This window comes from Streptomyces sp. NPDC027663, assembly GCF_055566415.1.
Window position 1 is genome coordinate 59218 of record NZ_JBVHSK010000022.1, and the last position, 20995, is coordinate 80212.

At 73.8% G+C, this 20995-nt stretch carries 18 protein-coding genes and 1 pseudogene; 11 read left to right on the plus strand and 8 right to left on the minus strand.

The features are described 5' to 3' along the window. Positions 1 to 424: 424 nt before the first annotated feature. The 3 genes from ACZ4SF_RS35395 to ACZ4SF_RS35405 form a co-directional block, all read right to left on the minus strand. Positions 425 to 1159 (minus strand): LPXTG cell wall anchor domain-containing protein, encoded by a 735-nt coding sequence (locus tag ACZ4SF_RS35395; RefSeq protein ID WP_468392696.1) that lies wholly within the window; start codon positions 1157 to 1159, stop codon positions 425 to 427. A gap of 464 nt (positions 1160 to 1623) precedes the next feature. Next, positions 1624 to 2193 (minus strand): ATP-binding protein, encoded by a 570-nt coding sequence (locus ACZ4SF_RS35400; protein ID WP_468392698.1) that lies wholly within the window; start codon positions 2191 to 2193, stop codon positions 1624 to 1626. Positions 2194 to 2518: 325 nt separating this feature from the next. Further along, positions 2519 to 2896: an STAS domain-containing protein gene (locus ACZ4SF_RS35405; protein ID WP_468392700.1), complete on the minus strand. Its 378-nt coding sequence runs from the start codon at positions 2894 to 2896 to the stop codon at positions 2519 to 2521. Between the two features lie 247 nt (positions 2897 to 3143). Here ACZ4SF_RS35405 and ACZ4SF_RS35410 point away from each other — a divergent pair, with 247 nt between their 5' ends. The 5 genes and pseudogenes from ACZ4SF_RS35410 to ACZ4SF_RS35430 form a co-directional block, all read left to right on the plus strand. After that, positions 3144 to 4040, plus strand: a complete 897-nt coding sequence (locus ACZ4SF_RS35410; RefSeq protein ID WP_468392702.1) for an RNA polymerase sigma factor SigF — start codon at positions 3144 to 3146, stop codon at positions 4038 to 4040. 210 nt (positions 4041 to 4250) lie between these two features. Beyond that, on the plus strand, positions 4251 to 5810 hold the full coding sequence (locus ACZ4SF_RS35415) for a ricin-type beta-trefoil lectin domain protein (protein WP_468392704.1): 1560 nt from the start codon (positions 4251 to 4253) through the stop codon (positions 5808 to 5810). 194 nt (positions 5811 to 6004) lie between these two features. Further along, positions 6005 to 7246 carry an argininosuccinate synthase-related protein gene (locus ACZ4SF_RS35420; RefSeq protein WP_468392706.1) on the plus strand — a complete coding sequence of 414 codons (1242 nt, stop codon included), beginning with the start codon at positions 6005 to 6007 and terminating at the stop codon, positions 7244 to 7246. Positions 7247 to 7280: 34 nt separating this feature from the next. Next, the gene (locus ACZ4SF_RS35425; RefSeq protein WP_468392708.1) at positions 7281 to 8009 is read left to right on the plus strand and encodes a 2OG-Fe dioxygenase family protein; all 729 of its coding nucleotides are present in this window, start codon (positions 7281 to 7283) and stop codon (positions 8007 to 8009) included. A 165-nt stretch (positions 8010 to 8174) separates the two neighbouring features. Beyond that, positions 8175 to 9065: pseudogene (locus ACZ4SF_RS35430) on the plus strand (DMT family transporter); the annotation flags it as partial. Between the two features lie 274 nt (positions 9066 to 9339). On the opposite strand, the gene ACZ4SF_RS35435 reads toward ACZ4SF_RS35430, so the two are convergent. Then, a complete protein-coding gene (locus tag ACZ4SF_RS35435; RefSeq protein WP_468392710.1) occupies positions 9340 to 10329 on the minus strand; it encodes a helix-turn-helix transcriptional regulator in 990 nt (329 codons plus the stop codon). A gap of 410 nt (positions 10330 to 10739) precedes the next feature. On the opposite strand from ACZ4SF_RS35435, the gene ACZ4SF_RS35440 reads away from it, so the two are divergent. Further along, a complete protein-coding gene (locus ACZ4SF_RS35440; RefSeq protein ID WP_468392712.1) occupies positions 10740 to 10886 on the plus strand; it encodes a hypothetical protein in 147 nt (48 codons plus the stop codon). A 5-nt stretch (positions 10887 to 10891) separates the two neighbouring features. Then, complete coding sequence (locus tag ACZ4SF_RS35445) at positions 10892 to 12142, plus strand: hypothetical protein (RefSeq protein ID WP_468392714.1); 1251 nt, start codon at positions 10892 to 10894, stop codon at positions 12140 to 12142. 7 nt (positions 12143 to 12149) lie between these two features. Here the strand turns inward: ACZ4SF_RS35445 and hutI are convergent, their stop codons facing one another. Genes hutI through hutU form a run of 4 tightly spaced genes read right to left on the minus strand, consistent with a single transcriptional unit; the run spans position 12150 to position 17567 of the window. Beyond that, positions 12150 to 13325 carry an imidazolonepropionase gene (gene hutI, locus ACZ4SF_RS35450; protein ID WP_468392716.1) on the minus strand — a complete coding sequence of 392 codons (1176 nt, stop codon included), beginning with the start codon at positions 13323 to 13325 and terminating at the stop codon, positions 12150 to 12152. 29 nt (positions 13326 to 13354) lie between these two features. Continuing rightward, positions 13355 to 14692: a formimidoylglutamate deiminase gene (locus ACZ4SF_RS35455; RefSeq protein WP_468392718.1), complete on the minus strand. Its 1338-nt coding sequence runs from the start codon at positions 14690 to 14692 to the stop codon at positions 13355 to 13357. Beyond that, complete coding sequence (locus ACZ4SF_RS35460) at positions 14689 to 15906, minus strand: allantoate amidohydrolase (RefSeq protein ID WP_468392720.1); 1218 nt, start codon at positions 15904 to 15906, stop codon at positions 14689 to 14691. The genes ACZ4SF_RS35455 and ACZ4SF_RS35460 overlap by 4 nt, the downstream gene beginning before the upstream one ends. Then, positions 15903 to 17567, minus strand: a complete 1665-nt coding sequence (gene hutU / locus ACZ4SF_RS35465; RefSeq protein WP_468392722.1) for a urocanate hydratase — start codon at positions 17565 to 17567, stop codon at positions 15903 to 15905. The genes ACZ4SF_RS35460 and hutU overlap by 4 nt, the downstream gene beginning before the upstream one ends. 139 nt (positions 17568 to 17706) lie before the next feature. Between hutU and ACZ4SF_RS35470 the strand changes: the two genes are divergently transcribed. From ACZ4SF_RS35470 to ACZ4SF_RS35485, 4 genes are all read left to right on the plus strand, one after another. Next, entirely contained in the window at positions 17707 to 19080 is a 1374-nt protein-coding gene (locus ACZ4SF_RS35470) for a type III PLP-dependent enzyme domain-containing protein (protein ID WP_468392724.1), read from the plus strand. 179 nt (positions 19081 to 19259) lie between these two features. After that, positions 19260 to 19643 (plus strand): hypothetical protein, encoded by a 384-nt coding sequence (locus ACZ4SF_RS35475; RefSeq protein ID WP_468392726.1) that lies wholly within the window; start codon positions 19260 to 19262, stop codon positions 19641 to 19643. Further along, positions 19640 to 20452, plus strand: a complete 813-nt coding sequence (locus ACZ4SF_RS35480; RefSeq protein ID WP_468392728.1) for a transcriptional regulator — start codon at positions 19640 to 19642, stop codon at positions 20450 to 20452. Before ACZ4SF_RS35475 ends, ACZ4SF_RS35480 begins: the two co-directional genes overlap by 4 nt. A 31-nt stretch (positions 20453 to 20483) precedes the next feature. Continuing rightward, positions 20484 to 20987, plus strand: a complete 504-nt coding sequence (locus ACZ4SF_RS35485; protein ID WP_468392730.1) for a roadblock/LC7 domain-containing protein — start codon at positions 20484 to 20486, stop codon at positions 20985 to 20987. Positions 20988 to 20995: the final 8 nt, after the last annotated feature.

Below are 20995 nucleotides of genomic sequence, written 5' to 3' on the forward strand. Positions count from 1 at the left end.
CGCGGGTGCGGGTGCGAGGGGCGGCATGGACGGCGCCAGCGGCAGGCGTGAGGACGGGCCGGAGGCCGGCGCGGGTGCGGGTGCGAGGGGCGGCATGGACGGCGCCAGCGGCAGGCGTGAGGACGGGCCGGAGGCCGGCGCGGGTGCGGGTGCGAGGGGCGGCATGGGCGGCTCCAGCGGTGGTGGCCGGACGGCGGTTCGGCGGGCGGTCTCGTCGCACCGCGGGCGGCGGTCTGCGGGGGCCTCGCAGTGGCTGCGGTGGGCGGGACGACCCCGCAGCGGCTGCGGAACGCGAGGCGGCCTCGCAGTAGTTGCGGTCTGCGCGGCGGCCCCGCAGCGGCTGCGGCATGCGAGCGGGCCTCGCAGTGGCTGCGGGCTGCGCGGCGGCCCCGCCCCGTCGGTGGCGCGGTCCGGTCCCACCCCTTCAGCGGCGTACGGTCTGGCCCCGCCGGGTCAGCCACAGGACGCCCGCCGCGCCGGCCAGGAGCACCGTGCCGCCGAGCGTGCCGAGGGCGACGGCGGAGTCCTCGGGACCGGTCTGCGGGAGCTGTCCGCCCGAGGAGGAACCGCCTGAGGACGACGAAGACGACGACGAGGACGATGAGGACGATGAGGACGACGACGAGGAGCCGCCGGAGGACGAGCCGCCGGCCGCTGTCACGTCCAGGGTCAGGGCCGGCTTGGGGCTGTTGGTCGGCGTGCAGGTCGTCGTCGTGCCGAGCGCCTTGATGGTGAGAGTGCCCGGCGTGAAGGTCACCTTGCCGGCCTTCTTCGGCGTATAGGTGCCGCTCAAGTCGCTGATTTTGATGGGAGTGTTGGCGGGGATCGCGGCGGCGTTGGCGGGACCGCTGACCGCGAGCGCGCCGCTTTCGGCGCCGCCCAGTGCGATGGTGGCGCTCGGGCTCATCGCGCCCTTGCCCAGCTCGACCGGGCTGGAGGAGACGCCCTTCTGCCAGGACATGGTGATCTTGTAGCCGCTGCCGCTCCTGACGCCCTTGATGTCGATGGGCGAGACGGCGCTCTTGACGCCGATCGGTGTCTGGCAGCGGTAGTTGACGTCGACGACCTCGGCGTGGGCCGCCGGCGCGGCCAGCAGCACCGCCGAGCCGGCCAGGGCCGCGGCGGACGCGAGCGCGGAGGTTCGTTTCGGGTACGACACGGTCGGTCCACCCCATTCGTTCACGGCTTCGGGAACCCGGGGAAGTTCCTGACGGCACATCAGATTCGGCCGTCAAGGTACGCCCGGGGCCGTGAGGAAGGAAGATGCGTCACAGGCCGGAGTTGTGGCGATCCGGCGTGCGCGACGGGGTGCCGGAGTGGAGACGGGGGCGCGGGAGGCACCGCGGGGTGGGCGCGCGGGAGGAAGACGGCCCCATGCACGCGGGAGGGAGAACGGCCGTGCGGGCCCGGAGGAAGACTGCCGTGCTGGCAAGAAAACAAGCACGGCCCTACGGATGCGGGAGGAAGCACGGCCCTACGGATGCAGGAGGAAGCACGGCCCTACGGATGCGGGAGGAAGCACGGCCCTACGGATGCAGGAGGAAACGCGGCCCTACGGATGCGGGAGGAAGTACGGGCGTACGGACGCGGGAGGGCGGGCGGTCGGACCGGCGCCTGGCGGGATCACGCCGGTGCGCCCAGTTCCGCCCACACCGTCTTGCCCGGGGTGCCGGGGGCGCGGACGACGCCCCAGTCCAGGCACAGCCGCTGCACGATGAACATGCCGTGCCCGCCGGGACGGCCGGCGCGGTGCGGGGTGCGCGGGGCCGGCTGGCCGGTGCCCCGGTCGGACACCTCGAGCCGGATCACCTTGTTGTCGCAGGCGAGGAGCAGTTCGTCGGGGCCCTCGGCGTGCAGGCACGCGTTGGTGACCAGTTCGGAGACGACCAGCAGTACATCCTCGGCCGCGGCCCGCTGGTCGGCGGTGGCGGCGGGCAGCCAGCCCCACGCGTACAACGCCTGGCGGGTGAAGTCTCGGGCGAGCGGGACGACCCCGCTCTCGCCTTCCAGGCGGAGCCTGCGGACCTGCCGGCCCTGGGTCTGCCGAGTACCGTCGGCCGGTCCGGACGGCACGGACGCCGCGGCTGCCCCCGCGGCTGCGCCGGGAGCCGGCGCACCCCCTCCGGACGCCCCGGAAGCGCCGCTGGGCTCCGGGCCGCGGTCGCCCGGCGAGTAAGGCCGGGTGGTGCTCATCAGCGCTTCACCTCACCGATTCACCAGTTCACGATTCAAAAGTCGGTCGGACGGCCGGGACCGCCGACGCCGGCCGGCCTCTGTGCCGTCCGGCCGTCGTCCGCCGTCGTCCGTGCGGGGCTCCGCGCCCGCCCGTCCGCCGGGGATACGTCCCGTCCAGGTGGTTCGCCGGTGCCGGGAGTTCCGGCGGCCGGCAGGATGCCTCCTGCTTCTTCTGCCCTCTCCTGCCCGACCGATCCGACGGAACACCCTCGCGTTCGACGTGACGGATGCAACGCCGGGAGCGGCCACCCCGGGAACCGGGCGGGCATGGCCGGGGCGGCGGTCAGTCGGCACCGTCGGCCAGGGCCGCCTCCACGGAGTCGTGGATGGTGAAGACCGCCTCCGCCCCTGTGATCTCAAACACGCGGGCGACCACCGGCTGCATTCCCGCCAGGTGGACCCCGCCACCGGCGGCCTCCGCCTTCAGCCGGGCGCCGAGCAGGACGTTCAGCCCCGTGGAGTCGCAGAACTCCAGGCGCGAGCAGTCCACCACGAGCCGCGAAAAGCCCTTGGCCAGCAGGTCGTCGAGGGGCTCACGCAGCAGATCGGCGGTGTGGTGGTCCAGCTCACCCGCAGGTGTCACAACGGCGCTGGAGCCCTCTTCCCGCACCTCCACCAGAAGCCGGCCCGACTGTGCGCTGCCGACCGTCCCGTGGTCCATGCCGTCTCTCTCCCGAGGTCGTGGCTGCCTGATGCCCTCGAACATTACGCCTTCCTTGCGCACTCCGACACCCGAACAACCGCACACAAACGGACATACCAATACATAACGCACTTGCGACTCGCTCGGTGCAGCGGGTAGGGCTAGTAAAGACACACACCCCTACACGCCGGCTTCGGAGGCGCCGCACACCGCAGTGCACGTACTGGCTTCGGCAGCCATATGCCGAGAACGATGGAGGACACCCATGTCACCCCGGCTCGACGCATCGCATACCCCGATCGCGACGTCGACACCCCCACCGGAAAAACTGGATCATCCCATCGACGCCCTCGACCTCTTCGAGGGACTCCCGGAGATCCCCCCGTACGACGAGATCGGCCCGGTAGACGCGCGGGCTCTGTCCAAGACCCTCTTCGAGCGCCTCCAGTCGCTGGAGGAGGGGACGCACGAGTACTCGTACGTCCGCAACACGCTCGTTGAGCTCAACCTCGCGCTCGTCAAGTTCGCCGCCTCCCGCTTCCGCTCCCGCAGCGAGCCGATGGAGGACATCATCCAGGTCGGCACGATCGGCCTGATCAAGGCGATCGACCGCTTCGAGCTGACCCGCGGCGTCGAGTTCCCCACCTTCGCGATGCCGACGATCATCGGCGAGATCAAGCGCTTCTTCCGTGACACCTCGTGGTCCGTGCGCGTCCCGCGCCGGCTGCAGGAGCTGCGCCTGGACCTCGCGAAGGCCGGGGACGAGCTGGCCCAGAAGCTGGACCGCGCACCCACGGTCACGGAACTCGCCGAGCGGCTCGGCATCTCCAGGGACGAGGTCGTCGAGGGCATGGCCGCCTCGAACGCCTACACCGCCTCGTCGCTGGACGCGCAGCCCGAGGAGGACGAGACCGAGGGCGCGCTCGCGGACCGCATCGGGTACGAGGACCACGGCCTCGAAGGCATCGAGTACATCGAGTCGCTCAAGCCCCTGATCGCGGAACTCCCGCCGCGGGACCGGAAGATCCTCTCGCTGCGGTTCGTGGCCAACATGACCCAGTCCGAGATCGGCGAGGAACTCGGCATCTCCCAGATGCACGTGTCCCGGCTGCTCTCGCGCACGCTCGTGCGGCTGCGCAAGGGGCTGACCCTGGAGGAGTGACTTCTCCCGTACTGCGGTGAGCGGCCCGGCCGGCGACGGCGGGCCGCTTCGCCGTATCCGGGTCCTTCCACACCGGCTGGTGGGTACCCAACACCCCAACCGTTATGCGGTTATCCGCGGAAACCTCTTTCCCCGGACCGCCCCCTCCTCCACTATGGGCCCCCAAACCGGCTGGTATGGCGGCCGCATTTCCGGGACGGAGGGTGGCGCATGGCTCAGGGGGACCGGGCCGAGGCGGACGGGAGCCACGAGGACGCGCCGGACGCACGGTTGACCGAACTGCTGCGTCTGGCCACGCCGACGGCGTATCCGGCGCTGCAGGAACTGCGCCGGCGGCACCACCCCGCGGTCCTCGCCTACGCCCGGCTGTGCGCGGCGAGCGAGCCCGTGGCCCACCGGCTGGCGGCGGAGACGATCACCACGACGGCCCGCGAGACCGCCCGCGGCATCGACCCCGCCGTTCCGCTGCGGCACCGGCTGCTGCTGCTCACCGCCCGGCTGGCGGCCGGCTGGTCGCGCGACGAGCGCTCCGCGGGCGTCGACCCGGGGCTGCTGCTGGTGCTGAACGCGGCCGGCCTGTCCGAGGGCCCGACCCCGCCCCTCCTCCCCGCGTTCCAGTCGCTGCCGTCCCGCACCCAGGGGCTGCTCTGGTACGGCGTCCTCGACGAGGAACCCGTCGAGCGGACCGCCGCCTTCCTCGGGCTGAGCCGCGCGGACGTCGCCTACGGCACCCCGCAGGCCCTCAAGGCGCTGGCCCAGGCCTGCCTGCGGCACCGGCTGGCCGCCTCCGACGACCCGCGCTGCGCGGACTTCCGGCGGCTCATCGAGGAGGCGCTACGGCCGGACGGCCCCCGTTACAGCGCCGACCTGGACGCCCACATGGCGCACTGCCCGCACTGCACGGCCGCCTTCGAGGACCTGCGGGCGCTGCGGGACACGCCGCGGCAGACGCTGGCCGAGGGCCTGCTGCCGTGGCGGGGAACGGCGTACCTGCGCCAGGAGGAGCCGCCCGCCCGGGCCGTCGTACCGACGGCCGTGGCGGAGAAGGCGAGTCGGCCGCCCGGCCGTCGGCTGCTGCTGACCTCCGCGGCACTGGGCGTGGCCCTGACCCCGCTGCTGGTGTTCCTGCTCCTGCCCGGGCAGAACGGCGACCAGCAGCCGACGGCGGCGACGCCCGCGCCCCCCGCGGTGACGGTGACTGCCACGGTCGCCGTCACCCCCACTCACTCCGCCTCCCCGTCCCCCTCGCGGACGACCGAGTCGCCTTCTGCCCCGCCGACGTCGCACCGTCCCCCGTCCCCGTCCGCGTCCCCGCGCCCTTCGCGCCGGCCCACCGCGAAGCCCGCTCCCCCGCCGCCCGTGCCGCCGGGCACCTCCTTCGCTCAGGTGGTGAACCGCGCCACGGGCCGCTGTCTGGACATCCGCGACGGCGACCTGTCCGAGGGCAACGACGTGGTCACCGCGCCCTGTTCCTCCTCCCCCACCCAGCGCTGGCGCGTCGACACCTACCTCGGTGTGCTGCGCTCGGCGGCCGACGACGACTTCTGCCTGGACAGCCGGGGCTCGGTGGAGCGCGGCGTGGGCATCTGGGAGTGCGACGCGGTCTACAGCCGCAACGGCGAGAACCTCCGCTTCACCGTGGACCCCGACGGCACGATCCGCCCGCACATCGCCATCGAGACGGCGGTGACCCCCGACGGCCGCTACGGGGTGTCCCTGCGGTCGCTCGACGACGAGCAGGAACAGCGGTGGCGGGCGGGAGCCCCCTGAACCGACCGCCGGACCGGCCGTCGGCCTCCAGCCTCCGGCCTCCGGCTTCGCATGCGGCGGACGGGAGGGTGCCCGCGTGCGGTCACGGACCGGCTCGCATGCGGCGGACGTGACGTGTCCGGGTGCGGTCATGGCCGGGCTCGGACGGCGGGAAACAGTTGTCCCGGGCGGTGCCGGACGAGAAGTCTGCTGCCGTGACCACAACAGAGGCTGCGAAGACCGCACCGTTCCCGCTCGTCCGTTCCTTCGCCCAACTCGCGAACCTGGACCCCGACCGCCCGGTCGTGACCCTGTTCAGCGGCGGGCTGGACAGCTCGTACCTGCTGCTCCGGCTGCGCCGCATGGGCCTGCGGGAGGTGCACGCCGTGAGCGTGGACATCGGTGAGGACGAGTCGGGCCCCTACAAACGGCAGGTGGCCGAAGCACTCGGCGCGCGGCTCCATCTGCTCGACCGGCGCGAGGAGTTCGCCGACCGCTTCGTGGCGCCGGCCATCGCCGCACAGGCCGAGTACCTGGGCATCCACCCCGTCAGTTCCACCCTCAGCCGCCCGCTCATCGCCGAGACGGCCGTGCGGCTGGCCCGCTCGCTCGGCGCGCAGGCCGTCCTGCACACCGCCAACCGCTCGCAGAACACCCTGCGCCGGCTCAACGGAGCGCTGGCGCTGCTGGGCTGCGAGGGCGCCTACGGCAGCCCGTACGACCTCGACCCCGTCACCCGCGAGGACAAGCTGGTCGCGCTGCGCGCCGCCGGCGTCGACCTGCTCGCCGGACGGATCGTGAGCGGGGACTCCAACCTGTGGTGCCGGGAGTTCGAGTCGGGGATCCTCGACGACCCCGAGCGGCACGAGGTGCCCGAGGAGATGTACAGCTGGAGCCGGCCCACCGCGGAGCCCGGCGCGGAGGACCTGCTCACGGTCACCATCGAGAACGGCCGCCCGGTCGCACTGGACGGCACGCGGATGCCGCTCACCGAGCTGATCGACCGGCTCAACCGGCGCGTCGGCGCGTACGGGCTGGGCCGCTACTCGGGCCTGGAGCACCTGGACCACGGCGAGAAGGTCCTGGAGATCCGTGAGATGCCGGCCGCCTGGCTGCTGCTGCGCACCTACCGGCACATCGAGAGCGCCTGCCTCGACGCCGAACTCGTCCGCGAGAAGCGGCACCTGGAGCAGCTCTGGGTGCGCGAGGCGCTGGAGGGCCGGTGGTTCGGCGAACTGCGCCTGGCCGTCCAGTCGTTCGTCGACAGCTGCGCGGCCCGGACCAGCGGCACCGTCGCCTGGCGGCTGCGTACGGGCGGTGCCGACACCCGCGCCATCACCGCCGCCCGGCCGCTGTACCTGCGGGACCGGGAGGAGTGGGAGGAGCGGGCCATCGCCGCCGAGTCGGCGCCGTTCGCGCCGCCTGTCGCCCCCGCGCTGCTGCCCGCCGCAGCCTGATCCCGACCGCCCACGAAACCCACGGAGTTACGCCATGACCACCGCCCTCGCCCACCCGGCTGCCGTCGACGCCGTCACCGCCCTGTCCGGCCCCGGCGGGCACCTGCTGCCGTCGGCCGCGCTGTCCTCCCTGCTCGGCGTCGGTGCCGCCGACTGGGCGCGGTTCGCCGCGCACTGGGACGAGCTGACGCTGGACACCTACATGGCCGACGGGGGCACGTACCGCTACCGCCGCTACGGGCAGTTCGTCCTGGACCCGGCCGTCGGGGAGCCGACCCTGCTGCCGCACGCGCCGTACCGGCAGGAGACCGAGGTCAACCCGCTCAACGGCGGTATCGAGCGGGTCTTCGACCCGCTGACGGAGTCGTTCGTGAACGATCCGCTGCTGCGCGCGCTGCTCGTCGCGCTCGGCCGGATCTTCAGCGAGGTCGACGGCACCCCGAGGTGGAACGTCAAGCTGCACCCGTACCGCATCAACGCCTCCGCCGAACAGGAGGGCCAGCCTGCCCCCGAGGGCCGGCACCGCGACGGGGTCACCTTCATCACCTCGCTGCTGATCGGCCGCACCAACGTCAGCGGCGGCGAGAGCGGGGTGTACACCGACGCGGGCGGGCATCTGCTGACGACTACGCTGTCCGAGCCCGGTGACCTGCTGCTGGGCGACGACCGCCGCACGCTGCACTCGGTGACCCCGGTGCGCCCGGTGGACCCCGCACTGCCCGCCCACCGCGACGTCCTGGTGATCGCGTACACGGCGGCCTGACGGGGGGCCGAGCGCGGCCTGACGGCGGACCGAGCGCGGCCTGACGGCTGCCTGGACCCAGGGCCGCCGGCTCTTCCCCGCCTTCTGTACGTCTACCGCCCGTACGTCTCCCTCCGTACGTCTGCTTCCGTACGTCTGCTTCCGTACATCCCCTGAGGAGTGTCCATGACTGTCACCGCGGCCCGCAGCGGCCGGCTGACCGATCTTCCCGTTCTGCTGGTCGCGGTGGTCTGGGGCTCCAGCTATCTGGCCGCCAAGGGCGTCACGACGGAGTCGACCGTGCTCGCCGTGCTGGTGCTGCGGTTCGCCGTGGTGCTGCCCGTGCTGACAGCCGCGGGCTGGCGGCGGCTGCGCGCGCTGAGCGCCGTGCAGTTGCGCGGTGCCGGGCTGCTGGGGCTGATCCTCGCCGGGATATTCCTGCTGGAGACGTACGGGGTGGTGCACACCTCGGCGACGAACGCGGGGCTGATCATCAGCCTCACGATGGTGCTCACCCCGCTCGCCGAGAGCAGGGTGCGTGGCACCCGGCTGCCCGGCTCCTTCATGGCGGCGGCCGGACTGTCGGTGCTGGGCGTGGCCCTGCTGACCCAGGGCGCGGGATTCACCGCCCCGACCGGCGGCGACCTGCTGATGCTCGGGGCCGCCGTGGCCCGCACCGTGCACGTCCTCGCCATGTCCCGCATGGAGTCGGTGCGCGGGGCGGACGCGCTGTCGCTGACCACCGTGCAGCTGGGCGGGGCGGTCGTGGTGTTCGCCGCTCTGGCGGCGCTGCCGGGCACCGGTGCCTCGCCCTGGTCGGCGGCGGCCGCCTTCGACGCCGGGGACTGGCTGGGGCTCGTGTACCTGTCCGCGTTCTGCACGCTGTTCGCTTTCTTCGTGCAGATGTGGGCGGTCCGCCGCACCTCCCCGTCCCGGGTCAGCCTGCTGCTCGGCACCGAGCCGGTGTGGGCCGCGGCCGTCGGCATCGCCCTGGGCGGCGACCGCCCGGGCGTGCTCGGGCTGCTCGGCGCGCTCCTGGTGCTCGCCGGCACGGCATGGGGGCGGGCGGTGGCGGACCGGGAACGGGAGACCGGCCCGGCCGAGAGCACCGCGGTTGCGGGGGATGCCGCCCGTCCGGCCGGGGACGGCTCCCTCGCCGGGGATGCCGCCCGTCCGGATGAGGCCGCAGGCGCAGACGGTCCGGCAGCCGGCGGCTCCCTCGCCGCGGATGCCGCCCGTCCGGGCGGGGGCGGCTCCGTCGCCGGGGACGCCCCTGCCGCCGAGGTGGCCGCTCCCGGAGGTACGCCGGTTCCTCGGCATGCCGCGGTGGAAGGGGCCTGACCGGCGGCCGTCAGCCGTCCAGCCAGCCGAGCCGCTGGGCGCAGGCGCCGGCCTGGAAGCGGCTGGCGGCGCCGAGGCGCTCGGTCAGTTCGGAGACCAGACGGCGGACCGTGCGCTCGGACACGCCCAGCTTCCGGGCCATGGCCTCGTCGGTGAGCCCGCCCGCGAGCATCCGCAGCAGTTCCAGGTGGCGTCCTTCGGGGCGCCACTCCCCGTCCGGTCCGGCCGCCGTGTCGGTCAGCGCGTTCGCCGCCGCCCAGCAGTGCTCGAAGATCTCCCGGAACACCCCGACCAGCGTCTCGCCCCGCAGGATCACCGCCGTGATCTCGCCGATGGCCGACGGCGGCGCCGGCACCAGGGCGGTCGAGCTGTCCACCACGATCAGCCGCAGCGGCAGCGTGTGCGCGGTGCGCACCTGCGCCCCGGCGGCGCTCAGCCGGCGCAGATACGACGCCATGTGCGGTACGGCCGCCGCCGAGCCGAGGTGGATCGTACGCATCCGCACCCCGCGCCCGATCACCGCGAGGTCCCGCTCCAGGCCCGCCTCGACCATCGAGGCCTGCAGCGCGCGCCCGGGGTGCAGCGACAGCACCTCGTCCTCCACGCGCCGCGAGACGTCCTCCAGCGCCGCCGACACGTTCGCGGCGCCGGTCACCACCTCCATCCGCACCGGCAGCAACTCCCGTGCGTGCACCGGCTGGAAGTCCGTGAGGATCCGGTTCAGCGCGGACCGCGTGCGCTGCACCGAGCTGAGCAGCGTGGACGTGTGCTGCTCCTCCTCCATGAGGAGGTTGCGCAGGGCGGTGTCCGGCGACAGTGCCGTCCAGCCATTGCCGCTGTCCGGTGCGGGCACGAACAGCCGTAGCCGGGTGAGGAGTTGGAGTGCGTCGGCGAACTCCCCGTCGCTCCAGCCGTGTTCGCCGAGCACACTCGCGGGGTGCCAGGCCGCGTCCTCGAGTGCGATGCGATAGAGCTCCTGGGCACGCTCTTTCACGTCCATCGGGCCTCCTCCGTGTCGTCCCCCGGCGCGACAGCCACCCGGACCTGACGCCGTCCGGATCTTAGGAACGCCCTGCTCAGCTGGCCAGGCAAGGTCCGGCATGCGGACGCTGCGGCGGCGCCGGCGAGCCGTCCGGGCCTGGCCATGGCCGGTCCCGGAACCACCGCAGCCGTAGCCGCGGGTGAGCGTCCCGGCACATGCTGACGACCTGCCCCGCACTCCTTCCGCACCCTTCCCGGAGGTACCCCATGCCGCGTCGCACCGCCTTCTCCGCCGCGTCCGCCTTCCCCGCCGCATCTGCCTCCTCTGGCGCGTCCGCCGTCTCTGTCGCGTCTGCCGTCTCTGTCGCCGCCGTGTCCGCGTCCGTCTCTGCCGGTGCTTCGGTCGGTCACGCCGGGCCTCCCGGGTCCGTGCGGCGCCCGGCCCGGCGGTTCGCGTCCGCCGTCGCGCTCACCGCGCTGCTGGCTGCCGGTGCGGCCATGCCGGCCGCCGCTGCCGCGCCGGCGGGCGGGGACGCGGCCGTGGCCGCCGGTTCCGACTCCCTGATCTGGGGCTGACCGTCGTGCCGGTACCGGCCGTCGCCGTCGTTGCCCCGCTCACCGGTCCGTGTACGGCCGCGGGCACGGTCCTGCTCGCCGAGGTGAACCGGATCCGCAGCGATGCGCCGTGGGCGGCCGACTGGCAGGTCTTCCACGAGGCTTCCGGCGTCGCGCAGGCCGTGGTGGCCGGCGACTTCGCGGCGGTCGTCGGGCACGCCGACCCGGCGGTCACCGACGGGGCCCTGGAGGTCTACCGGCAGGCCGGTCTCGCCTGTCTGCTGCCGCTGCTGCCGGGCCGGCCGCCCGCGGTGAGCTGGGCACCCGACGAGACCCGCCTCGCCCGCGCGCTGGCCGAGAGCGCGCTCGCACTCGGCGCCACCGCGCTGACCGTGGCGTACGACGACGTCCACGGAGGGAACGGACAGGCTGAACAGACCCGGCCTGCCGAACCGCCCGGGCTGACCGAGCCGGCCGAAAAGACCCGGCCTTCCGGACAGACCGAACCGACCGAACCGACCCCGCCGGCCGAAGTGACAGCCGAACCGAACCGGCCTTCCGAACAGACCGAACCGACCCGACTGGCCGAACCGACCCGACTGGCCGAACCGGCCGGGCTAGCCGAACCGGCCGGGCTGGTCGGACCGGCCGGGCTGGTCGGACCGGCCGGGCTAGCCGAACCGACCGGGCTGGTCGGACCAACCGGGCTGGCCGAACCGACCGGGCTGGTCGGGATGGTTGTGGAGCAGGCGCAGGCCTCGGGGCTCGCCGTACGCACGCACGCGGTGGGAACGGGCAGCCGGCCCCACGTGCCCTCGCCACCGGGGCCGGGCGTCCTCGCCCTGCTCGCCCCGCAGCACCGGCTCCCCGCACTGCTGCGCGCCCTGGGCCGGACGGGCGGCGCCGACGCGGATGCCTGGCGGGCCGTACTGGTCGTGGCGGACTGCGGGTTGCCCTCGTTCGACGCGCTGGTGGAGGCGGCGGGGCCGCCGGTGTGGGCCGTCCATCCGGAGCTGTGCCTGGTCCGCCGTACCCGGTCGGCCGTGACCTCGCTGACGGCCGCCCTGGCCGAGGACCCCGCGCTGCGGGGCGCACGGCTCGCCGCGCGCGTCGGGTCCCGGTCGGGACTGCTGCTCGCCGGGGTTGGCGGTGTGCTTGCCGGGGGCGGCGGTGTGCTCGGCGAGGGACGGCGGGTGTCCCGGCTGGGCGAGGTGTGCCCGCTCCGGGCGGCGGCGAGGCAGGACGCGCTGGACGGCGCGCCCGCCCACGCCTTCTGAGGAGGGGTCAGACGACCCGTACGCCACCGCGCCACACCCCGCTGACCAGCGGCACGCCCGGGCGGTAGGCCAGGTGGACGTGGCTCGGGGCGTCCAGGAGGGTCAGGTCCGCGCGACTGCCCGGGGTGAGGCGGCCGATGTCGGTGCGGCGCAGGGCGGCGGCGCCGCCGGCCGTGGCCGACCAGACGGCCTCGTCGGGGGTCATCCGCATGTCCCGGACGGCGAGCGCGATGCAGAAGGGCACGGACGAGGTGAACGACGAGCCCGGGTTGCAGTCCGTCGAGAGGGCGACCGTGACACCCGCGTCCAGCAGCCGGCGGGCGTCCGGCCACTGCGCCCGGGTGGAGAACTCGGCGCCGGGGAGCAGGGTCGCGACCGTGTTGCCGCCGGCCAGGGCGTCCACGTCCGCGTCCGTGAGGTGGGTGCAGTGGTCGGCGCTGGCCGCGTCCAGTTCGACGGCCAGCTGGACGCCGGGGCCGTAGGAGAGCTGGTTGGCGTGGACGCGCGGGTGCAGGCCCTTCGCCTTGCCGGCCGTGAGGATCGCGCGGGCCTGGTCGCCGTCGAAGGCGCCCTTCTCGCAGAAGACGTCGATCCAGCGGGCGTGCGGCGCGCAGGCGTCCAGCATCTCGCCGGTGACCAGGGCGACATAAGCCGCGGGGTCGTCGGCGTAGTCCGGCGAGACGATGTGCGCACCGAGGTAGGTCACCTCGTCCGTGTGCTGGGCCGCGATGCGCAGGGCGCGGGACTCGTCCTCGACCGTGAGGCCGTAGCCCGACTTCGTCTCGAAGGTGGTCGTGCCCTGGCGGAGGGCCTCGGCGAGGTAACGGGTGAGGTTCGCCTCCAGTTCCGCGTCGCTCGCGGCCCGGGTCGCCGCGACCGTGGTGCGGATGCCCCCGGCGGTGTAGGAGCGGCCGGACATGCGGGCGTTGAACTCCTGCGTCCGGTCGCCCGCGAACACCAGGTGGGAGTGGGAGTCCACGAAGCCCGGCAGCACCGCCCGGCCGCCCGCGTCGACCCGGTTGTCAGTGGCGGGTGCTTTGCTGGATTCACCGGTCCACGCGATGCGGTCGCCGTCGATGACGACGGCCGCGTCCCGGACCAGACCGAGGGGGGATTCGTCGCCGAGGGAGGGGTCGTTGGTGACCAGTGTGGCGATGTTGGTGATGACGGTGCTGCTGCTCATGGTGTCGTCCTCGTGGGGGTCGGCGTTCCTCAGCCGCGCAGGGCTTCGACGGCGGCGGCCAGCGCCTGCGGCACATCGGGTACGAGCGTGTGCACGCCGTCGCGTACGACGTGCCGGCCGCCCACGACCGTGTGCCGTACGTCCGCCGCGCTCGCCGCGAATACGGCGGTCTCGGCGCCCAGTCTGGGCAGTGTCCCTGCCGTCCTGACCGAGTCCAGGGCGACGGTGGTCAGGTCGGCGAGCGCGCCGGGCTCGATGGTGCCGGCCTCATCCCAGCCGAGGGCGGCGTGGCCGTCGGCGCCGGCGGCCCGCAGCAGTGCCGCGGCCGTCCAGTGGCCCCGGGTGCGGGTGCGCAGCCGCTCGTCCAGCTCCATCGCGCGCGCCTCTTCGAGCAGGTCGATGACGGCGTGGCTGTCGGAGCCGAGGGACAGCGGGGAGCCCGCCCGCTGCAGGGCGACAGCCGGGCCGATGCCGTCGGCCAGGTCGCGTTCGGTGGTGGGGCACATGCAGGTGCCGGTGCCCGAGCCGCCGAGCAGGGCGATGTCCTCGTCGGTGAGGTGGGTGTTGTGCACGCCGGTGGTGCGTGGCCCGAGGACGCCGTGGTCGGCGAGCAGCCGGGTGGGCGTGCAGCCGTGCGCGGCGAGGCAGGCCTCGTTCTCGGCGGTCTGCTCCGACAGGTGCACGTGGAGCGGGGCCCGCCGCTCCTCGGCCCACCGCGCCACGGTCGCCAGCTGGCCGGCGGGTACGGCCCGTACGGAGTGGACGGCCGCCCCGATCCGCGCGTGATCCCGTTCCTTGAGAACTGCACAGCGTTCGGCCCAGGCCTCCGCGCTGCCGTCGGAGAACCGCAGCTGGTGGGGGTTGGGCGGCTCTCCGAACCCGGAGGAGAGGTAGCAGGTGTCGAGGAGGGTGATCCGGATGCCGGCCTCGGCCGCGGCGGCGATCAGCGCCTCGCCCATGGCGTTGGGGTCGGCGTAGGGGGTGCCGCCGTGGGCGTGGTGCACGTAGTGGAACTCGCCGACGCAGGTGATGCCGGCGAGCGCCATCTCGGCGTACACCGCGCGGGCCAGGGCGTGGTAGGTCTCCGGGGTCAGGTGGTCGGCGACGGAGTACATCACCTCGCGCCAGGTCCAGAAGGTGCCGCTGCCGACCTGGACGGTGCCGCGCAGCGCCCGGTGGAAGGCGTGGCTGTGGGCGTTGGCCAGGCCGGGGAGGGTCAGGCCGCGCAGCACCTCGGCGCCGGGCGGCGGAGTGGGTACGTCGGTGCGGACGGCGGTGATCCGGCCGTCCTCCGTGGTGACGGCCACGCCCGGCTCGACGGTGGGGTCGAGCCAGGCGTGCTCCAGCCAGTAGGTCCGTGTCGTCACCTGCAGGCCAGCCCTTCCAGTACGTCGGCGAGTGCGTGCACACCGGCCACGCAGTCGTCCTCGGCGGCGAACTCGGCCGGGGAGTGCGAGACACCGGTGGGGTTGCGCACGAACAGCATGGCGGTCGGGATGCTCCCGGACAGGATCCCGGCGTCGTGTCCGGCACCGGTTCCGAGGACGGGCACCGTCAGACCGGTGTCCCGGCCCAGGATGCGGCCGAGTTCGTCGCGCAGCGCGTGGTCGAACTCGACGACCGGGGTGAAGGACTCCCGGACGACGTCGAGGTCGACGCCGTGGGCGTCCGCGTACTCCCGTGCCGCCTTCTCGATGCCGCCGACGACCCTGTCCAGGGTGTCCTGGTCGGCGGCGCGGGAGTCGAGCCAGCCGCGCACCAGCGAGGGGATCGCGTTGACGCCGTTCGGCTCGACGGAGATCTTGCCGAAGGTGGCGACGGCACCGGCGAGTTCGGCCTCGCGGCGGGCGGCGAGCACGGTCTCGGCGTAGGACGGCATCGGGTCGCGCCGGTCCACCAGCCGGGTGGTGCCGGCGTGGTTGGCCTCGCCCCGGAAGTCGAACCGCCACCGGCCGTGCGGCCAGATGGCGCTGGCGATGCCGACCCGGTCGCCGGACAGGTCCAGCGCGCGTCCCTGTTCGACGTGCAGCTCCACGAAGGCACCGATCCGGGCCAGCCGCTCGGGGTCGGGTCCGATGGCCTCGGGGTCGTATCCGGCGGCCTCCATGGCCTGCGGCAGGCTGATCCCGTCGCCGTCGGTGAGCCGGTGCGCCTGCTCGACGGTCAGCTGCCCCGCGGTGAGCCGGGAGCCGACGCAGGCGAGCCCGAACCGGGCGCCCTCCTCGTCGCCGAAGTTGACGACGGCGAGGGGCTTGCCGAGCTGTGCTCCCCTGCTGCGCAGTTCGTCCAGGGCGGCGAAGGACGACACGACCCCGAGGGGGCCGTCGAAGGCGCCGCCGTCCGGCACGGAGTCCAGATGCGAGCCGGTGACGACGGCGTCCCCGGCGGCCGGGTCACCGAGCCAGGCCCACTGGTTGCCGTTGCGGTCGACCTCGTACACGAGCCCGCGCGCCTCGGCCTGCTCCCGGAACCAGGCCCGGCAGTCGGCGTCGGCGCCGGTCCAGGCGTAACGGCGGTAGCCGCCGGAGGCGGAGCTGCGGCCGACCGGCAGCAGCTCCGCCCACATGCTGTGGAAGGTCACGCCTGGTCACCCTCGCGCATGGGCACCCGGACCCCGCGCTCCTGCGCGACGGACTCGGCGATGTCGTAGCCCGCGTCCACGTGCCGGATGACGCCCATGCCGGGGTCGTTGGTGAGGACGCGGCGGATCTTCTCGCCGCCCAGCTTGGTGCCGTCGGCCACCGTGACCTGACCGGCGTGGATGGAGCGGCCCATGCCGACGCCGCCGCCGTGGTGGAGGGAGACCCACGACGCACCGGAGGCCACGTTGACCATGGCGTTCAGCAGCGGCCAGTCGGCGATCGCGTCGGAGCCGTCGAGCATGGCCTCGGTCTCGCGGTACGGGGAGGCGACGGAGCCGCAGTCCAGGTGGTCGCGGCCGATGGCCAGCGGAGCCGCCAGCTCGCCGGAGGCCACCATGTCGTTGAAGCGCTCGCCGGCCTTGTCGCGCTCGCCGTAGCCGAGCCAGCAGATGCGGGCGGGCAGGCCCTGGAAGTGGACGCGCTCGCCGGCCATCTTGATCCAGCGGGCCAGGGACTCGTTCTCCGGGAACAGCTCCAGGATCGCCTTGTCGGTCTTGGCGATGTCGGCGGGGTCGCCGGACAGGGCGGCCCAGCGGAAGGGGCCCTTGCCCTCGCAGAAGAGCGGGCGGATGTAGGCCGGGACGAAGCCGGGGAAGGCGAAGGCGCGGTCGTAGCCGGCCAGCTGGGCCTCGCCGCGGATGGAGTTGCCGTAGTCGAACACCTCGGCGCCGGCGTCCATGAAGCCGACCATGGCCTCGACGTGCTTCGCCATGGACTCACGGGCGCGGGTGGTGAAGCCGGCCGGGTCCTTGGCGGCGGCGTCGGCCATGTCCTCGAAGGCGACGCCGACGGGCAGGTAGGCCAGCGGGTCGTGGGCGGAGGTCTGGTCGGTGACGATGTCGATGGGCGCGTTCATCGCGAGCAGCTGCGGGACCAGCTCGGCCGCGTTGCCGAGGACGCCGATCGACAGCGGGCGGCGGGCGTCGCGGGCCTCGGTGGCCAGCTGGAGCGCGTGGTCCAGGCTGTCGGCCCTGACGTCCAGGTACCGGTGCTCGATGCGGCGCTCGATGGCGCGCGGGTCGCAGTCGATGCAGATGGCGACGCCGTCGTTCATGGTCACGGCGAGCGGCTGGGCGCCGCCCATGCCGCCGAGGCCGGCCGTCAGGGTGATCGTCCCGGCGAGCGTGCCGTCGAACTTCTTGGCGGCGACGGCGGCGAAGGTCTCGTAGGTGCCCTGGAGGATGCCCTGGGTGCCGATGTAGATCCAGGAGCCGGCGGTCATCTGGCCGTACATGGTCAGGCCCAGGGCCTCCAGACGGCGGAACTCCTCCCAGTTGGCCCAGTCGCCGACCAGGTTGGAGTTGGCGATGAGGACGCGCGGGGCCCACTCGTGGGTCTGCATCACGCCGACCGGGCGGCCGGACTGGACCAGCATGGTCTCGTCCTGCTTGAGGGTCCTCAGGGTGCGGACCATGGCGTCGAAGGAGCGCCAGTCACGGGCGGCCTTGCCGGTTCCGCCGTAGACGACGAGCTTGTCGGGGTGCTCGGCGACCTCGGGGTCGAGGTTGTTCTGGAGCATGCGCAGGGCGGCTTCCTGCTGCCATCCCAGGGTGCTCAGTTCCGTGCCGCGCGGTGCTCGTACGGGGCGGGGTCCCGACATCGTCTGCCTCCTCCTGTGCCTACGTCTATTCACATCCTGGCTTCCTGAATAGAACTAGTCAATACGCCGGGAAGGCCGCGTCGGCGAGCGGCGGGTGTTTGGCTGGAAGCACCGGTAGCCGAGACAGGACGGGGACGCCGTGGAACACGACATCGAGAGCGAGGCGCAGGAGCGCGCCGCCCGGCGCGACCAGGCGGTGCGGGCGGCGGTCGAGCAGGGCCTGCTGGGGCCGGACGCGGCCGTACTGGGCCTGCTGGACGTCACCGGCATCCGGGAGTCGGCCGCGGCCCTGCGGGCGGCGTTCGACGCGGTGGTACCGGCCGGGACACCGGTGCTGCACGCCTTCGCGGTGAAGGCGACCCCGCTGGTGCCGGTGCTGCGACTGCTGCACGAGGCGGGAATCGGCGCGGAGGTGGCCAGCCCCGGGGAGCTGGCGCTGGCGCGGGCGGCGGGAGTCCCGGCCGGCCGGACGGTGCTGGACGCTCCGGCGAAGACCCCGGCGGAGCTGCGCGAGGCGCTGGCCCTGGGCATCGCCGTGAACGCGGACAACCCGCAGGAGCTGGACCGGCTGGACGCGCTCGTCGGCTCCGCGGCCCCCCGGGCTCCGCTCGGCCTCCGGGTGAACCCTCAGATCGGCGGCGGCACGATCGGGGCGACCTCGACGGCGACGGCGACCTCGAAGTTCGGGGTGGCGCTGCAGGACGAGGGGGCGCGCGCCTGGGTCGTACGGGCGTACGCGGAGCGGCCGTGGCTGACCCGGCTGCACGCACACACCGGCTCGCAGGGCATCCCGCTGTCGCTGCTGGCCCGGGGTGTGGCGGAGGCGTACGCGCTCGCGGAGGAGATCAACGAGCGGGTCGGACGGCGGCAGGTCGACACCGTCGACATCGGCGGCGGGCTGCCGGTGAACTTCGCGTCCGAGGGGACGACACCGTCGTACGCGCAGTACGCGCGGCTGCTGGCGGCTCAGGTGCCGGGACTGTTCGACGGGCGGTACGGGTTGGTGACCGAGTTCGGACGGTCGCTGCTGGCCAAGCACGGGACGGTGGTGGCCCGCGTGGAGTACGCCAAGAGCGCGGGCGGGCGGCGCATCGCGGTGACGCACGCGGGCGTGCAGGTGGCGACGCGGACCGTGTACGCGCCGGGGGCGTGGCCGCTGCGAATCGCCGCGTACGACGCCAAGGGACGCCCGAAGCCGGGTCCGGAGGTGGTGCAGGACGTGGCCGGTCCCGCCTGCTTCTCGGGCGACCTGCTGGCCGAGGGACGCACCCTGCCGCTGCTGGAGCAGGGTGACTACGTGGCGGCGCTGGACACGGGCGCGTACTACTTCGCCCACCACTACGCCTACAACTCCCTGGCCCGGCCGGGCGTCCACGGCTTCGCACCGGACGGCGACGGGGGCGTGGCCTTCGCGACCGTGCGCCCGCCGCAGACGATCACCGAGGTCGTGGCCGAATCCGGCGGGGCGCATGCGTCGGCGCTCACCACCCTGCGGGCGCCCGGGAGCCGTTGACACACCCCCGCAGACTCTCGAACAAATGGATCAACGGCCGTGAGACACACGTCAGTTGACCAACACTAGTACGCCGGACGCACGTTCCACCGGAAAATGCCAAAGGCCTCACCTCCCGCGCACACGTTGCGTAGTGTCGGCGTCACTCAACCGGAGTCCCAGGCGGGAGGGGAGCCACGGTGCCCGGAATAGACGAGTGCCTACTCGAAGCGATGCGGCTGCCCGGTGCCCGGGGAGCCGCGCTGGTGGACTGGACGAGCGGACTGGCCCTCGGCACGGTCGGTGACGCACCCGGCGGCGACCACGAGACGACGGCCGCCGAGGCCGCGGAACTGGCCCGGATGGCCGCCGAGCACGGCACCTTCGCGGCCGGCGGGGACGACCTGCCGCCGGTGGAGGACCTGATCGTCAGCAACGGCGACAGCTACCACCTGCTGCGCTTCGTGGACACGTCCTTCGACAGCAGCGTGTTCCTGCACCTGTGGCTCGGCCGCGAGGAGGGCAACCTCGCGCTCGCCCGGATCCGGCTCGGTGAGATGGCCGCCAGGCTGGTGCTGGGATGACCGTGGTCGAAACCCCTCCGCCGGCCCTGCCGGTGCGGGACAAGCGGGCCACCCGCGCCCTGTCCCCGATGCTGACCCGCCTCGCCGAGGAGCGGGCCACCGGCATCCTGGTCCGCGAGCACGGCACCCTGCACCTCGCCGAGGGCCGGGTGGTGCACGCCGAGAGCCCCCTCGCCCCCGGCCTCGACGTGCTCCTCACGGCCCACGGCACCCTCGCGGGCACCGCCTGGCAGCGGGCCGCCGCCCGGACCCCGGGTCCCCTGCACGCGGCCGAACTCCTGCTGCACGCGGGGGTGCTGCCCACCGGCGCGCTGGAGCTGTGCCACCTGGACGCGCTGTACGACGCCGGGTACTTCGCGCTCGCCCCGAGCAGCACCCCGGGCCGGTTCCGGTACGACAACGCGCCCCGGCTCGGCCCGCTGCCCTCCGTCCCGGTGGTCGCACTGGAGCGCGAGACGCTGCGCCGCCGCCTCCTGCTGCACCGGCTGTGGCCCGACCCGGCCGCCGACAGCGTCCCGCTGATCCGCGCGGACCCCGCCGGACCGGCCGCCGGCGCCCCGGTCACCCCACGCCAGCGAGCGGTCCTGGACCGGGTGGACGGCGTCCGCACGGCCACCGACCTCGCCCGGAACCTGGGCCGGCAGGCGTTCCACACGCTGGTCGACATCCGCCGGCTCGCCGCGGCCGGGCACGTCGTGCCGGTGCCCCCGGCCCAGGCCCCGTCGCCCACACCCTCGCCCCACCAGGTCACCACCGACCCCGACATCGCGCTGCTGAAGAGGCTCAGGGATGCGCTGGAGGCGCTTTGAACGGCACCGCCCCGCCGAGAGGAGAGAACTGATGGTGCCCGAGCAGGACCTGGAGGCCGTCCTGGACGAGCTGCGCCGGCTGCGCACCCGCGTACCGCAGCTCACCGGCGCCCTCGCAGCCGGCGTCGACGGCCTCGTCGTCGCCCACGACACCCCCGGTGTCGATCCGGAGGGCCTCGCCGCCCTCACCGCCGCCCAGCTCGGCATCGCCATGCGGGTCACCGACGCCACCGGGCACGGCGGCTTCCGGGAGCTGCTGGTGCGCGGCGAGCGCGGCTACATCGCCACCTACGCGGCCGGCCGCACCGCCGTACTGACCCTGCTCGCCCAGGACCGGGTCAACGTCGGCCGGCTGCACCTGGAGGGCCGCCGGGCCGGCGCCCGCGTCGGGGAGCTGCTGGACGCCGCCGAGGCCGCCGCCCGCGCCACCCGGCCGAGCACAAGACCCCTGGGGTCCGTCAGTACGGCGCCCCCCGTCCGAACCCGCACGCCCCGCACGACGAGTGCCGAAGCGCGCACCGCAACCGACAGCTGAGAGGACCA

Coding starts and splice junctions, on each gene's coding strand:
- ACZ4SF_RS35435 (WP_468392710.1), bottom strand. CDS start 10,329: ATGGACGTGAAAGAGCGTGCCCAGGAGCTCTATCGCATCGCACTCGAG.
- ACZ4SF_RS35485 (WP_468392730.1), top strand. CDS start 20,484: ATGGTGCCCGAGCAGGACCTGGAGGCCGTCCTGGACGAGCTGCGCCGG.
- ACZ4SF_RS35400 (WP_468392698.1), bottom strand. CDS start 2,193: ATGAGCACCACCCGGCCTTACTCGCCGGGCGACCGCGGCCCGGAGCCC.
- ACZ4SF_RS35480 (WP_468392728.1), top strand. CDS start 19,640: ATGACCGTGGTCGAAACCCCTCCGCCGGCCCTGCCGGTGCGGGACAAG.
- ACZ4SF_RS35410 (WP_468392702.1), top strand. CDS start 3,144: ATGTCACCCCGGCTCGACGCATCGCATACCCCGATCGCGACGTCGACA.
- hutI (WP_468392716.1), bottom strand. CDS start 13,325: ATGAGCAGCAGCACCGTCATCACCAACATCGCCACACTGGTCACCAAC.
- ACZ4SF_RS35425 (WP_468392708.1), top strand. CDS start 7,281: ATGACCACCGCCCTCGCCCACCCGGCTGCCGTCGACGCCGTCACCGCC.
- ACZ4SF_RS35415 (WP_468392704.1), top strand. CDS start 4,251: ATGGCTCAGGGGGACCGGGCCGAGGCGGACGGGAGCCACGAGGACGCG.
- ACZ4SF_RS35405 (WP_468392700.1), bottom strand. CDS start 2,896: ATGGACCACGGGACGGTCGGCAGCGCACAGTCGGGCCGGCTTCTGGTG.
- hutU (WP_468392722.1), bottom strand. CDS start 17,567: ATGTCGGGACCCCGCCCCGTACGAGCACCGCGCGGCACGGAACTGAGC.